Annotated in this window: 13 protein-coding genes and 2 pseudogenes; 9 read left to right on the top strand and 6 right to left on the bottom strand. The window is 64.0% G+C overall.

What is annotated here, in order from left to right; genetic code table 11:
* The first annotated feature begins 160 nt into the window (after positions 1-160).
* Entirely contained in the window at positions 161-1,627 is a 1,467-nt protein-coding gene (locus SA190iCDA_RS17445) for an alanine/glycine:cation symporter family protein (RefSeq protein ID WP_070885332.1), read from the top strand.
* Positions 1,628-1,704: 77 nt separating this feature from the next.
* Here SA190iCDA_RS17445 and SA190iCDA_RS23175 read toward each other — a convergent pair whose 3' ends face one another.
* From SA190iCDA_RS23175 to SA190iCDA_RS17455, 3 genes are all read right to left on the bottom strand, one after another.
* On the bottom strand, positions 1,705-1,974 hold the full coding sequence (locus tag SA190iCDA_RS23175; protein ID WP_268963857.1) for a LysE family translocator: 270 nt from the start codon (positions 1,972-1,974) through the stop codon (positions 1,705-1,707).
* Positions 1,947-2,336: a LysE family translocator gene (locus tag SA190iCDA_RS23180; RefSeq protein ID WP_268963858.1), complete on the bottom strand. Its 390-nt coding sequence runs from the start codon at positions 2,334-2,336 to the stop codon at positions 1,947-1,949. The genes SA190iCDA_RS23175 and SA190iCDA_RS23180 overlap by 28 nt, the downstream gene beginning before the upstream one ends.
* A 70-nt stretch (positions 2,337-2,406) precedes the next feature.
* Positions 2,407-4,212 carry a sensor domain-containing phosphodiesterase gene (locus tag SA190iCDA_RS17455; RefSeq protein ID WP_070885333.1) on the bottom strand — a complete coding sequence of 602 codons (1,806 nt, stop codon included), beginning with the start codon at positions 4,210-4,212 and terminating at the stop codon, positions 2,407-2,409.
* A 240-nt stretch (positions 4,213-4,452) separates the two neighbouring features.
* Between SA190iCDA_RS17455 and SA190iCDA_RS17460 the strand changes: the two genes are divergently transcribed.
* The 3 genes from SA190iCDA_RS17460 to SA190iCDA_RS23545 all read left to right on the top strand — a co-directional run bounded on the left by SA190iCDA_RS17460 (position 4,453) and on the right by SA190iCDA_RS23545 (position 7,904).
* Entirely contained in the window at positions 4,453-5,238 is a 786-nt protein-coding gene (locus SA190iCDA_RS17460; protein WP_170833934.1) for a substrate-binding periplasmic protein, read from the top strand.
* A gap of 148 nt (positions 5,239-5,386) precedes the next feature.
* The gene (locus SA190iCDA_RS17465; protein WP_419203823.1) at positions 5,387-7,570 is read left to right on the top strand and encodes a PAS domain-containing protein; all 2,184 of its coding nucleotides are present in this window, start codon (positions 5,387-5,389) and stop codon (positions 7,568-7,570) included.
* Positions 7,536-7,904: a response regulator gene (locus SA190iCDA_RS23545; RefSeq protein ID WP_236100879.1), complete on the top strand. Its 369-nt coding sequence runs from the start codon at positions 7,536-7,538 to the stop codon at positions 7,902-7,904. Before SA190iCDA_RS17465 ends, SA190iCDA_RS23545 begins: the two co-directional genes overlap by 35 nt.
* A gap of 12 nt (positions 7,905-7,916) precedes the next feature.
* Here the strand turns inward: SA190iCDA_RS23545 and SA190iCDA_RS17475 are convergent, their stop codons facing one another.
* Together SA190iCDA_RS17475 and SA190iCDA_RS17480 are read right to left on the bottom strand one after the other, a co-directional pair.
* Positions 7,917-8,171 carry a hypothetical protein gene (locus tag SA190iCDA_RS17475; RefSeq protein ID WP_139159465.1) on the bottom strand — a complete coding sequence of 85 codons (255 nt, stop codon included), beginning with the start codon at positions 8,169-8,171 and terminating at the stop codon, positions 7,917-7,919.
* 45 nt (positions 8,172-8,216) lie between these two features.
* Positions 8,217-8,480 (bottom strand): DUF1652 domain-containing protein, encoded by a 264-nt coding sequence (locus SA190iCDA_RS17480; RefSeq protein WP_070885336.1) that lies wholly within the window; start codon positions 8,478-8,480, stop codon positions 8,217-8,219.
* Positions 8,481-8,832: 352 nt separating this feature from the next.
* Here SA190iCDA_RS17480 and SA190iCDA_RS17485 point away from each other — a divergent pair.
* From SA190iCDA_RS17485 to SA190iCDA_RS17505, 5 genes and pseudogenes are all read left to right on the top strand, one after another.
* Positions 8,833-8,994 (top strand): annotated as a pseudogene (locus SA190iCDA_RS17485) (general stress protein); the annotation flags it as partial.
* A gap of 453 nt (positions 8,995-9,447) precedes the next feature.
* A complete protein-coding gene (locus tag SA190iCDA_RS17490; RefSeq protein ID WP_070885338.1) occupies positions 9,448-9,855 on the top strand; it encodes a DoxX family protein in 408 nt (135 codons plus the stop codon).
* Positions 9,852-10,226 carry an OprD family outer membrane porin gene (locus SA190iCDA_RS23550; protein WP_083329760.1) on the top strand — a complete coding sequence of 125 codons (375 nt, stop codon included), beginning with the start codon at positions 9,852-9,854 and terminating at the stop codon, positions 10,224-10,226. The genes SA190iCDA_RS17490 and SA190iCDA_RS23550 overlap by 4 nt, the downstream gene beginning before the upstream one ends.
* Before the next feature lie 206 nt (positions 10,227-10,432).
* Positions 10,433-10,645 (top strand): annotated as a pseudogene (locus SA190iCDA_RS17500) (OprD family outer membrane porin); the annotation flags it as partial.
* Between the two features lie 200 nt (positions 10,646-10,845).
* Complete coding sequence (locus SA190iCDA_RS17505; RefSeq protein ID WP_070885340.1) at positions 10,846-11,232, top strand: NUDIX hydrolase; 387 nt, start codon at positions 10,846-10,848, stop codon at positions 11,230-11,232.
* A gap of 17 nt (positions 11,233-11,249) precedes the next feature.
* Here SA190iCDA_RS17505 and SA190iCDA_RS17510 read toward each other — a convergent pair whose 3' ends face one another.
* A complete protein-coding gene (locus SA190iCDA_RS17510; RefSeq protein ID WP_083329789.1) occupies positions 11,250-13,712 on the bottom strand; it encodes a PAS domain-containing protein in 2,463 nt (820 codons plus the stop codon).
* Between the last annotated feature and the right edge of the window lie 51 nt (positions 13,713-13,763).

A 13,763-nucleotide genomic window follows, 5' to 3' on the forward strand; every position in this document is an offset into this window, starting at 1 on the left:
AACCTGAACCAACCCGCCCGTTCCCGCCCTAAGCAGAACCGCTGCTAGGACAGGAAATCGGGCTGACGTGGCCGGCTGGCAGCGTAATCGGGTTTGGGAATTCGGGCGTAGTGCCCTATCCTCGCGCCCCTTCGAATAAGACCACCAAAGGAAGACGCCCGTGTCTGCGTTGCTCGATGCCTTCTCCGGCCTGCTCTGGACCTACCTTGCCATCCCCATGCTGCTGCTCAGCGGCGCGTACCTGACGTGGGTCTGCCGCGGCGTACAGGTGCGCATGATCCCGGAAATGTTCCGGGTGATCACCGAGCGCAACCATGGCGATCAGAAGGCCATCTCGTCCTTCAAGGCGTTCACCATTTCCGCCGCGTCGCGGGTGGGTACCGGCAATATCGCCGGCGTGGCCACGGCCATCGCACTGGGTGGCCCGGGTGCGGTGTTCTGGATGTGGATGGTGGCCCTGCTGGGCGGCGCCACCGCCTTCGTGGAGTCGACCCTGGGCCAGCTGTACAAGTCCGACAAGCATTACCGCTACCACGGCGGGCCGGCCTATTACATTCAGCGCGCCCTGGGCTGGCGCTGGCTGGCGATCATCTTTGCGGTGATGATCAGCATCACCTATGGCCTGGTGTTCAACTCGGTACAGGCCAACTCGATCATCGACGTGATGCAGACCTCCTTCGGCGGCGAAGACGGCAACCCGCACCTGAACTGGATACTGGGCGGCGTGCTGACGGTGCTGACCGGCGCGATCATCTTTGGCGGCGTGCAGATCATCTCCAAGGTCTCGGTGACCGTGGTGCCGGTGATGGCGGTGATGTACCTGTCGCTCGGCACCCTGGTCATCGTGCTGAACATCGGCCAGGTACCGGCGATGATCGGCGAGATCTTCGCCCATGCCTTCGGCTTTCGCGAGATTGCCAGTGGCGGCGTCGGCGCGGCGATCATGATGGGCATGCGGCGTGGCCTGTTCTCCAACGAAGCCGGCATGGGCTCGGTGCCCAACGCCAGCGCCACGGCGTCGGTGTCGCACCCGGTCAAGCAGGGGCTGGTGCAGAGCCTGGGCGTGTATTTCGACACCATGGTGATCTGCACCATGACGGCGATCATCGTGCTGCTGGCCGATCCCAGCCATGCCTACGGCGACAGCACCATGGGCGCAGGCCTGACCCAGTGGGCCCTGGCCGAACAACTGGGCAACTGGGCGCTGCATTTCCTGACCCTGGCCATCCTGCTGTTCGCCTTCACCTCGGTGATCGGCAACTACTATTACGGCGAATCCAACATTCAGTACATGTTCGGCAGCAAGCTTTTGCTCAACCTGTTTCGGGTCGCGGTGATGGCCTTCGTGATGATCGGCTCGGTGGTGCAGATGTCCGTGGTCTGGTCCATGGCGGATGTGTTCATGCCGCTGCTGGCCCTCACCAACCTGATCGCCATCGTGCCGCTGGCCGGTATCGTCGCCAGGCTGCTCAAGCATTACCGCGAGCAGCGTCAGCGTGGTGTGGAGCCGGTGTTCCACCGCGATGACATGCCGGACCTGAAGAACATCGAATGCTGGGACGGCAGCGACCACACCACCTGCGCGCAGACTTACGGCGATTCGGCCGGCAGCACAGCGAAACGCTAGCCAGCCCTACGACGCCTCTGTATGAACGCCGCCCCCACGAGGGTCGGCGTTCTGCTATCCAGCATTCGCGAAATGCATTACACCGCTCGGACAGTGAGTAGGCGCAGGCCCGGCCCGATAAACAGCGCGCCGGTCAGGCGTTTGAGAGTCGCCACCCAGCCCATGGCCTCGAGCCGTTTGCCGAAGCGAAACGCCGTAAAGCAGTACAGCGAATGCACCACCTCCACGATGGCGGCGATGGTCAGGTACATGACCGTGAACTGCAGCGTCACGGAGCGCTCGGGCTGCAGAAACCGCGGCAGGAATGCGCACAGGAAGATCATCGTCTTGGGGTTGCTGGCCGACACAGAAACGCCGCGCCAGTGATACGCCAGTTCGCCACCCGACTGACGGCCGGTTCCGTCACGCTCGTACCGGCAGCTGACCGGCGACCCAGCAGCTGGCCAATCCCCAGGTAGATCAGGTAGCCAGCGCTAATGATCTTCAGTGCCACAAAGGCGGTTGGCATGGCGATCAGCAGTGCTCCGACGCCCAGCGCGACGCCCGTGGTGACCACCAGCTGCGCCGTGGGGTTGCCTAGCAGCGTGGCGCCGATGGCCGCCGGCCCGTGGCGCAAGGCATTGCGCACCACCAGCAGCACGTTCGGCCCAGGCGTCAGGGTGGTGGCCAGATAGGCCAGAAAGAAGGTGAACCACAGATGCAGGGCCATGGCGGCGGCTCGTGCAGGCTGAAGTGCAGGATCCTAGCAGTAACCGGGTATTTCAGGCAGCGCTGGGGACTTACGCCAGCTCCGAACTGCTTATGGCGGCGGCCGTGCGCTGGTCCAGCCAGGCCAGCAGGTCACCGGCTTCCAGCGGACGGGAAATGTAGAAGCCCTGGGCCTCCTGGCAGCCCCACTCGCGAATCACCTCGAGGGTGTGCTTGGTTTCGATGCCTTCGGCGACCACCCGCTGACCCAGTTCCCTGGCCAGGCTGATCAGTGCGCGGACGATGTTCCAGTCCTTGTTGCCCGGTTGCAGGTCATCCATGAACGAGCGGTCGAGCTTCACCGTATTGGCCGGAATGTCGCGCAAGTGGGACCAGTTGCTGTAGCCGCTGCCGAAGTCGTCGATGGCAATTTCCACGCCCATGGCCTGGAGCCGCTCGATCTGGGTGATCACCACCGAGAAGTCGCCGACCAGCGCGCTCTCGGTGAACTCCACTTCCAGGCACGAGCCATCGAGCTCGTGGCGCGCCAGCAGGCGGACGATCTCGTCGGTCAGGTGATCGTTGTTCAGGTCCTCGGCCGATACGTTGATGGCCACCTTGAGATCCGTGCCCTCACGGCGCCACGCATCGATCTGGCTGATTGCCCGGTTGATCACCCAGAAGCTGACCGCGTGGATCAGGGGCGTCTTCTCGGCCAGGGGAATGAATTCGGCAGGGCCGACCTCGCCCAGGGTCGGGTGCGTCCAGCGCAGCAGCGCCTCGACCGATAGACAGGCGCCGGTGTTCAGGTCGACGCGCGGCTGGAACACCAGGCGCAGCTGGTCATCGGCACGCACCGCGTCGGCCAAGTCGTTGAGCAGGCGGTTGGCGCGCTGCTGCACGGCGTCCATCTGTTCGTCGTAATAGGCCCAGCCCTGCCCCGAGGTGCGCGCTTCATCGGCGGCGCAGACGATCAGGCGCATCCAGCCCTCGGGCACCGCGCCGGGCTCCAGGCGCAGCACGCCGATACCGATCTGCGGCAGCACCGGCAGTTCCTGGCAATGAATGGGCTTGCCGAACGCTTCGAGCAGCGTGGCGAACACCGCCTGGGCCTGCTCCAGCTGATTGCCGGGCGCCACGCAGGCGAAGCGCAGGGCGCTGATCTTGTAAAGCTCCCAGCTGGCCGGCAGCAGGCGGCGCAGGAGGTTCTTCACGGACAGGGTGAAGTCGATCAGGAACTGGAAGCCGAGCGACTTGAGCATATCGTTGAGCTGCGCCGGGGACACCAGCTCGATGGCCACCGCCAATGGGCTTTCCCCCCGCTCGATCGCGTCGCCGATGTCCTCGTCCAGCTTGGCGTGGTTGTACAGCCCGGTGGCGCCATCGATAAAGGCCGCAGTGCGCATCTCGTCGAGGCGGGTGACGGCCAGGCGGCCGATCTGCTCCAGCATCGCCTTGTCGGCGGCAGACATCAGGGCGCGCGGCTGGGTATCGATCACGCACAGGTTGCCGAGCACCAACCCGCCTTCGAGCACCAGCGGCACACCGGCGTAATAGCGGATGCCCGGCTTACCCGTGACCAGCGGGTTGCAGCGAAAGCGCTCGTCCTGCTGGGCATCGCAGACCTCGACGCTGTCGCCGATGGCCACGCTGTAGGCGCAAAACGAGTCGGCGCGCGGGGTTTCCTGCAGCTCGGTACCCACCCGGGCGCGGAACCATTGCCGTTTACGGTCGAGGATGGTGATCAGGCAGATCGGCGTAGTGAAGTACAGCGCGGCAATCTTCACCACTTCGTCGAGGAAGGCGTCGCTGTCGGCGTCGACGAGGCACGGGTGCGCGTCGATCAGGCGCTGCCGCCTCAGCTCGTTCATCGGTAGGGGTGGGTACGGAGCCAGCATCGTTCTTCTCTCGGTTGACGCGCGCGAATCGGGTGCCGGAATCCCCGTCGCAGACCTTCGGATGGATGATAACCAAATGACATCATGGCCCATAGAGTGTTGCACAGATCTTTACAACCGTTCGGCCGATGAGAACCTTGTGCGGTGGCGCACCTGCAGATATCAGACACCTGTCAACGTATGGAGTGCGATCGGCTCGTACACTGCCGCCCTCTCGACATGGACGTTCACGAGGTTCGCATGACAGCTTGTCGCCTGCTGTACGGCTGTGCAGTGATGGCCGCCCTGTGGTGCAGCGCCGGCCTGGCGCAGAGTCTGACGGGCGGCGCCGCGCAGTGGCCGCCCTACAGTTATCAGGATGGCGAGGGCCGGGCGACCGGGATCGCCGTGGATGTCATCCGTCGGGTCATGGCGCAGAGCGGCAACCGGCTGGAGTTGGTGTTCCACCCGGCCAGGCGCCTCAACCTCCTGCTGGACGAAGGTCGCCTGGATCTCAATTATGCCGACTCGCCGGCCTGGAACGCCGACAACGCCACGCAACGCTTCGTCTACTCGCAGCCTTACCTGCAGGTGCGCGAGTATCTGTACTTCCTGAGCGACCACCCGTCCCGGCACCTGCCCATCGAGCACTTGCGCGGGCTGCGTATCGGCATGGTGCGCGGTTACGCCTACCGCAGCCTGGACAGCGCCCTGGGCAGCGGCCGGCTGGAAAAGCTGGAAACCTCGCGGGATCACGCGCTGGTCGAGTTGCTGGTGCGCCGGCGGGTCGACGCCGTCGCCATGGTGGACGAGGTGTTCATCGATCAGCTCGCCGCCCGCAAACTTGCGCCAGAGGGCTTTACCCGCGGCGCCCAGCTCAGCGATGCGCCGCTGGTGATCAAGCTGCAACGCCGGCACGCCGATCAGTTGCCGCAGCTCAATGCTGCGCTGCAGGCGCTGGTGCGCAGCGGCGAGGTCGAGCGCATCCGCCGCAGCTACCTGCGCGCCGAGCCCGTAACGCCCGGCAGCGCCACCGCGAAACGCTGAACAGGATGGCAACAGGCCAGGCGTGCGTGCACAGCCCGTATAAAACAGCAAAATAGGGCGGAACGCGGCGCCGCTTCGACCTCTCTTAGCTAACAGACAAGATCGTCATGCCTCCGATTAATGCGCTCGCCTCGATGATATGGATCAGTTGACCAAGCCAGCCCCCAGCGAAACCGTTGCCGAGCGCCTGAGCTTCACCGCCAATGGCGGCAAGGTCGGCGAACTGTTGCGCAATCTCGATGGCAGCGCCTCGCCATTGGGCGCGCCCGGCGACTGGTCAGTGGCCCTGAAAACCCTGATGGCCACCATACTGCCGGTAAAGGCGCAGATCGTGCTGTTCTGGGGCCCGCAGTACATCGCGCTGTACAACGACGCGTACGCGCCGAGCATTGGCAACAAGCACCCACGCGCCCTCGGGCGACCGGCAGTGGAAAACTGGTCCGAGCTATGGGACGACCTCGAGCCGCTGCTGCGCGGCGTGCGCGAAACCGGCGAAACCTTCGCCGCCAAGGACCGCCCCTTCTACATCGAACGTCATGGCCGCGGCGAAGCGGTGTACTTCGATGTGTCCTATTCGGCGGTGCGTGAGGCAGATGGTTCGGTAGGTGGCGTACTGTGCGTGGTCAATGAAACCACCCAGCGCGTGCAGTTCGAACGCCGCCAGGCCTTTCTGCTGGAACTGGGCCAGGCGCTGCCATCGGTCACCGAGCCGGATCAGGTCGAGGCCCTGGTGTTGCGCCGGCTCGCCGAGGAACTGAACGCCTCGCAGATATTCTTTGCCGAAAACCTCGATGCCGAGGCGGCGTTTAGCCGCCAGAACGTTTTCACACCGACGGCGACCGGGCAACCGCTGCAGCGCTACAGTGCCGAGCAGAACGGGGTGCTGCTCATGGGTCGGCCGCTGATTCAGGAGGGAACCGACGGCGCGCCCGCTGCCTTACACGTGCCGGTGGTGCGCCACGGCGAGCTCGATGCGGTACTGGTCATCGAGCATCACAGCGGTCACCTATTCTCCGATTTCGAAGCCCACCTGGCCGAGGAAACCGCCAAGCTGGCCTGGGCGTGGATCACCCACGCCCGCGCCGAAGTGGCGCTGCGGCTGAGCTCCACCCAGCTGTCGGCGATGTTCGACCAGGCCGCTACCGGTATCGCCGTGTGTGACGCGGGCATGAACCTGGTGCGGGTGAACGACCACTACTGTCGGATCGTCGGGCGGCGCCGCGAACAACTGCTTGGCCAGAGCCTGTACGAGCTGGCCGAGTCGGGTGAAAGCGCCTCGGTTGCTTCGACGTTCGAATACAGCCTGCGCCACGGCCGGTCCTTCGACAACACCCGCTGCTACAGCCGGCCCGATGGCAGCATGGTGTGGGTGCAGAATCACGTCTCGCCGCTGCTCGATGAGCAGCACAAGGTCGCCGGCACCATCTGCGTGAGCGTCGACATCAGCGAGCGGGTGCGAGCCGAAGCCGAGCTGCGCGAACTCAACGAGTCCCTCGAAGATCGCGTCGCCACCATGGTGGCGCAACGCGAGGCCGCCGTCGCGCAGTTGCACGAAGCGCACAAGATGGAGATGGTCGGCCAATTGACGGGGGGCATCGCCCACGACTTCAACAACCTGCTGACGCCCATCATGGCCTCGCTGGAGCTGATTCGCCGGCGCCTGCCGGACGAGCGCTGCGCAAAACTGGCCGATGGTGCGCTGCAGGCGGCCGACCGCGCGCGCATCCTGGTCGGGCGGTTGCTGACCTTCGCCCGCCGCCAGACCCTCGAGCCGCAGCCCGTGGCGCTGTGCACCCTGATCCGCAACATGCGCGACCTGATCCAGCGTTCTCTGGGGCCGATGGTCGAGTTGCGCATCGATATCCCCGAGCGTATGCCCACGGTGTTCATCGACCCGCATCAGCTGGAGCTGGCGGTGCTCAACCTGGCCGTCAACGCCCGGGATGCCATGCACGACGATGGCCGGCTGAGCATCACTGCCGAGCTGAACGAGGTACATGCCGAGAACGGCGCCGGGTTGAGCACTGGGCAGTATGCCCGCCTGGTAGTGAGCGATTCGGGCTGTGGCATGGACGAAGAAACCCTGCGCCGCTGCGCCGAGCCGTTCTACTCCACCAAGGGTGTGGGCAAGGGCACCGGCCTGGGGCTGTCCATGGTCCAGGGCCTGCTGGTGCAGTCCGGCGGCGGCTTCGCCATCGATTCCACGCCCGGGCAGGGTACCCGGGTCAGCCTATGGCTGCCGACCACGGATGCGCCGGTCGCCTGCGAGAAGCTCGAGCGCGATAGAGAGGTATCCCATGCCGCGGCCGACTCATATTCTGTTGGTCGATGACGAAACACTGGTACGCGATACCACAAGCCTGCAGTTGCAAGACCTGGGCTATCAGGTGACCGAAGTGAATTGCGCCGCCGCGGCCGTCAAGCTGATCGACGAGGGTCTGCGCCCCGATGCGCTGGTGACCGATCACATCATGGAAAACAAGACCGGGGCGCAACTCGCCCAGGAACTGCGCCAGTGGATACCGGGCCTGCCAGTGCTGATCATCACCGGCTATGCCAATCTGACGCCGACCCAGATCAGCAGTTTCGAAGTCCTGGCCAAACCTTTCCGCCGCCGCGATCTGGCTGATCGCCTGATGCAACTGCTGGCCACCGACTCGCGCTGAGTGGTTGCCTATTCAAGCCCCTTCCAAGCCCTGGTTGAACGGCAGCGGCGGTAACCTGACGACGCTGCCGCCGAGCTTCTCGACCAGCGCCGGCGGCGCTTCATCGGAAAGCTCCACGATGTGGCCAGCCAGCGGCCCTTCACTTTCGGTATCGGGATAGTCCTCGATCACCCACTGCTCGACCTCTTCTCGGCTGATGCCCAGGGCCTGGGCCAGCACGCTGCTGCGCTGTTCGGCCCACAGGGTATCCATTGGTTCGCTACTCATGGGTCACCTCTTCTCGGCTGGTGATGGTGAAGATGCGGCGACCACTCAAGCCAGGGAACCCACCTGGCGGGCCGAGTTCTGCGACTCATGAGTCGCCAGCTGCTGACGCAGACGCAGCACCAGTTGGGAAATGGAGCGGGAACTGGACAGCTCGCTGCGCTGGATACCACTCACGCTGAGCAACAGGTGATCGTCTTCGGGCGCACGAATTTCCAGGGTCATGGTGTCATCGGCTTCGATGGTGCAACGGCAGTTGAGCGGCAGAAAGGCGGATTCCATGATCTGCCGTTGTTCCAGGATGGACATCATCACAACTCACCTCGAACGCTGAGCGCGTATTTATAGGTATGGAAAAACAAATGCCTGGGGACAGCCCGATAGGCTTGCGGTTAAAAAAACCGTGCATCAACGGTGCCAAAAAGTTTTCCAATAAAATCAGCGGTGTTCAAAATATTCATCATGCACAATGCAATAACCCTCTCCTGCAATCCGGCATTTTGCACGCTCGGATAACCATACTTCCAACACGCCATTCTGAAAGTTGCCGTTCATCCTGTGACCCGCTATTCATTTCGAACGAAATTTGCAGAATTCAATTCGTATTTCCTGAGGCACCCCTCACCCCTGAACAATAAGGAGATGAAAAATGGCGCATAGCAATCCAGGCAACTTTGCAAATGATCGTACGAAAGCGGCAGAGGCAGGCCGCAAGGGTGGCAAGAACAGTGGCGGCAACTTCGCCAACGACCGTGAAAAAGCTGCAGAAGCAGGCCGCAAGGGTGGCCAGAACAGTCATGGCGGTGGTGGCAAGCGCGCATCCTAACAGCGACAACCCAGGCCCCGTACAAGGGGCCCGGGTTTTTCGGGGAGATAAGCTGATAGCCGCAAAACAATGCATGCATTTGCAACTGTACACGCAACCATCCTGTACAACTTAGCTCGCCATTTCAGGCAGGCGGCCCTTTTAAACTTGTTCGGCAGTGGGTCTTCCAGGAATAAATCTTCTTACGCAATACGGCTTTCTATACAAAAACAGTCGGCGCATAACTTTTCGTTAGTTCGACTCCGCCAACTTGACAACTTCACTCCAGCGATAATTCTCCACACGCCATGGAAAAGGGCTGCATAAGCTTCAGTGATGTATAAAAACTCACTGGCCGCCGATGAAACCCTGTACGACTGGCCGTCCATAAAGCGGTACAGGGAGATCGAGCACAGTCATACAAGATTCCTGCCGAACCGCCGGGCACAGTGAAGCCTTCACACAGGAGGCTTCATGACCACTGCAATCGCACCCCAGGGACACCCCCACGATTGGGCGCTGCTGTTTTTACGCGTGACGGGCAGCCTGTTGCTGCTGGTCGTGCACGGGCTGCCCAAGGCGCTCAACTTCCAGGCCGAGCTCGGCTTGATCGAAGATCCGTTCGGGCTGGGCCCGCACCTGACCCTCAGCCTGGCGATCTTCGCCGAGGTGCTGTGCCCCCTGCTGATCATCGCCGGTGCCTTCGTCCGGCTGGCCACGCTGCCGGTGCTGGCCGTGCTGGTGGTATCGCTGGCCGTCGTGCACCCCGAATGGAGCCTGGGCGAAGGGCAATTCGCCTGGCTGCTGGCGATCATCTTCACCACCTTGCTGATCGCCGGCCCCGGCAGGTTTGCCCTGGGCAAACGGCTGCCGTGGCAATGAGCCGCCTCGCCTGGGTGCTGGCAGTCGGTACGGCAGCGGCTGGCACGCCTGCCTGGGCGAGCGAACAGCCGGGGTGGAGCCTGCTCAGCCGCAACTACTTTCTGCACAGCGATACGCGCAGCGCTTCGACGCGGCGGAGTTATCGCCAGGAGTGGGCCCAGGGTTTCATCAGCGAGTCGCACTCACCCTTCACCCCGGGCCCGTTCGGCCTGGGTGTGGATGCCCAGGGCTCAGAGGGTCTGTTGCCGTTTCACGCACGGTCGCGCCGACGCCCGTTTTGCCGCGAGGCAAGGGCCGCGGCCGCTCCCGGCGGGCTTGCGGCATTTCCCACATCCGTGTGGGGCACACAGATGCGAAGTTTAGCGGGCTAAATGAGCCGGCGAGAAACGCCGCATCGCGACAAAACGGGCCCGGCCCTGCGGGTTGCGCGGGAAATGGCCTCCGCTGTGGTTGCAGGACTTGGCGAGGGACGACGCGGACGGCTAGTCCATTCCCGGCGTCCTGCGCCTAACCGGAGGCCATTCTCGCGGCAACGCGGCTCGCGCTGAAACGGCAACAGACCTTAGCCCCCTATGATGGGCAAAGCGGGCGCTACGTGCCGCAACAGGGTGACGGCGGCAAACACTGGGAGCGTGTTATCGAGCTGCGCTACCGGGTGCCCGGCGGCGCGGCCAAGGACCTGTCGGTCGCCCTCGCCCACGCCGCCCACCGTGCCAACGCCGCGCAAGCCGGGGTTGACATCGATCGCCTGTACCTGGTCGTCGAGTACCCGATCGGTGGTGCCTTCTGACCGAGCCCGGCGTGGGAGCACCGGGCTCGGCCAGGGCAACCCGTGATCGATTCGACACACGGCAGGCGCGGTGACTGAAATCCTCGGCGCCAGCGTCTACAGTCGAAGTGTGGGGCACGGCGGTCATTGGTCAAACAGTCCGAACTTTTCGCCGTTACCGCACCCTGTAGAGAACACCGCAAACGACGTTCGGGAACACCATGATCAAATCCGCCAAACACCGCGCCACCGTGATCTGCCATCAGCAGGGCAAAGTCCTGCTGGTGCGCAAGGCCGACGCGAAATGGACACTGCCAGGCGGCAAGATCGAAGCCAACGAAGGGCCGGCCGAAGCAGCGTTGCGCGAGCTGTGCGAGGAAACCGGGCTGGACAGCCAGGCCCTGGAATTTCTGGCCCTGCACCAATTCGACAGCCGCCCCCACCACGTCTTCCGCCTGGCGGTACCGGAAACCCTGGCAGCACGGCCGCTGAACGAAATCGCCGATTGCCGCTGGTTCTCCACCGTCGACCTGGACACGGCGATCAAGAAGTCCGCACGCAAACTACTGGAACTGTATTTTCCCGGCAACTCGGGTGAGCCCGCCTGAGCGAAGGCAATGCCGGCTCAGGCCTGCAGGTCGCCTTCGATCATCTCGTGAATACGGTTGGCGATCGCCTGCATGGTGAAGGGCTTGGTCAACAGGCGCATGCCCGGCTCCAGATGGCCGTTGCCGATCACCGAGTTCTCCGCGTAGCCGGTAATGAACAGTACCTTCAGTTCGGGGCGCTCCAGGCGAGCCAGGTCGGCCAGCTGGCGGCCGTTCATGCCGCCCGGCAGACCGACATCGGTGACCAGCAGATCGATACGCACATCGGACTGCACGATCTTCAGCCCTGAAGGCCCGTCACCGGCTTCCAGGGTGGTGTAGCCCAGCCCTTCGAGTACCTCCATCACCAGCATGCGGATCGCCGGCTCGTCGTCGACGATCATCACCGTTTCGCGGCTGGCGTTGTGGGCGTCGGTTTCCTGCTCGATCGGCTCGGCATCCGCCTCGTCGCTGCCGTAGAGGCGCGGCAGGTACAGGCACATGGTGGTGCCCTGGCCCAGCTCGGAGTAGATGCACACCTGGCCGCCGGACTGGCGCACGAAGCCGTAGACCATCGACAGCCCGAGGCCGGTGCCCTCGCCTATCGGCTTGGTGGTGAAGAACGGTTCGAAGGCGTGCTCGATCACCTCCTCGCTCATGCCGGTGCCGGTGTCCGTCACGCATAGCGACACGTACTGGCCCGGCGGCACGTTGCGACCACGCGCCGCGTAGTCGTCGATCCATTTGTTGGCGGTCTCGATGGTCAACCGGCCACCCTGGGGCATGGCATCCCGGGCGTTGAGGCACAGGTTGAGCAAGGCGTTTTCCAGCTGCGGGCCGTCGATGAAGCTCGACCACAACCCGGCGGCCAACACCACCTCGGTGGTGATATGCGGGCCGACGCTGCGGCGCACCAGCTCTTCCATCCCGGTGACCAGGCGGTTGACGTTGGTGGGTTTGGGATCCAGGGTCTGGCGGCGTGAAAAAGCCAGCAGCCGGTGGGTCAGCGACGCGGCCCGCCGCGCCGCGCTTTGCGCCGCACTGACATAGCGGTCCAGATCGCCCAGGCGCCCCTGGCCGAGGCGCATCTGCAACAACTCCAGCGAACCGCTGATGCTGGTCAGCAGGTTGTTGAAGTCGTGGGCGATGCCGCCGGTCAGCTGCCCCACCGCCTCCATCTTCTGGGACTGGCGCAGGGCGTCCTCGGCCACCCGCAGACGCTCCTGCTCCTGCAGGCGCTCGGTGATATCGTAGACGAACTGGTAGGCGCCGATCTGCTGGCCATCGCCGTCGTTAAGGCGGCTGAAGTGCATCTCGTAGTGACGCGTCCCCTGCTCGGTCTGCAACGGCACCACCACCTCGAACTCTTCACCGGCCAGCGCACGCTGCCAGGGGCCGAGCACGGCGTCGAGGTGCTCGGGCTGGCCTCTGAGGGCGTCCTTGAGATTCTCGCCGATCTGCGGACAGGCGCCGAACACGCGCTCGTACTCGCGCATGCCTGAGCCGTTGATGGCGATCCAGCGGAAATCGAAACCCATGATGAAGATCAGCGCATCGGCACCGTCCACCACGCCGGCCAGCACCCGCCGTGCCTCGTTGGCGTCACGCACCCGTGCTTCCAGGGTCTCGTTGAGCTGGCGCAGCGACGCCTCGGCCTGCTTGCGCTGAGTGACGTCCTGGAACAGCACCGCCACCTGCTTGCGACTGGCGGGGCCAACACGAAAGGCGCTGATCGCCAGGTGACGGCCGGTGGCGATCAACTCCTGCTCGAAGCGAATCGGCTCACCGCTGTGCAATACGTGGGCGTAGCGCGCGACCCAGCTGTCCGCCTCCTCGCCCACCATCTCACGCAGCTTCTGCCCGACCACGTTGCGGATACCCGCGTGCTCGGCATAAGCCGGGTTGGCCTCGATATGGATGTAATCGCTGAGCGGCCCGTGGGGACCGTCGAAGAATTCGATGACGCAGAATCCTTCATCCATGGTGTTGAACAGGAATTCGTAGCGCTCGCGCTCCTGGGCGAAGGCATGCTCGACACGGCGCTGTTCGGCGACGTCGATTTCCAGGATGAACAGGCCTTCGACCCGCCCCAGGGCATCGAACTGCGGCTGGTAGCTGAAATCCAGCTGATGACCCGGTCGGTCCGGCACCTCGAAATTGCGCGCCCGCACCGCCCGGCCGCACCGATAGGCCTCTTCGAGCAGGTCGATGAAACGTCGCGCCATACGCCCGCTCAGCACCTGCCGGGCCGGTTGGCCGATTACATCGCCCAGGCCCAGCAGGCGTTGGTAGGCCGGGTTGACGTGTTGGAAACGCAGGTCGGCGCCGCGCAACACGGCCATGGCCGCCGGCGCCTGTTCGAAGATCTGCTGGAAATGTTCCTCGCCAGCCGTGACCGGAGAGGTGCCAGTGGCGGCGGCCAGACGAGCCCGCAGATCGGCATTCTCCGCCTCGAGCGCGTGCAACCGCTGCCGAAGCGCTTCAGCGTCATCAGATATCACGATAGGACCCAAGCCGGCAGAGGGAAGAAGCGGAGCGAGGCAGCCATTGAA

This window comes from Pseudomonas argentinensis, from assembly GCF_001839655.2.
Lineage (GTDB): Bacteria > Pseudomonadota > Gammaproteobacteria > Pseudomonadales > Pseudomonadaceae > Aquipseudomonas > Aquipseudomonas argentinensis_B.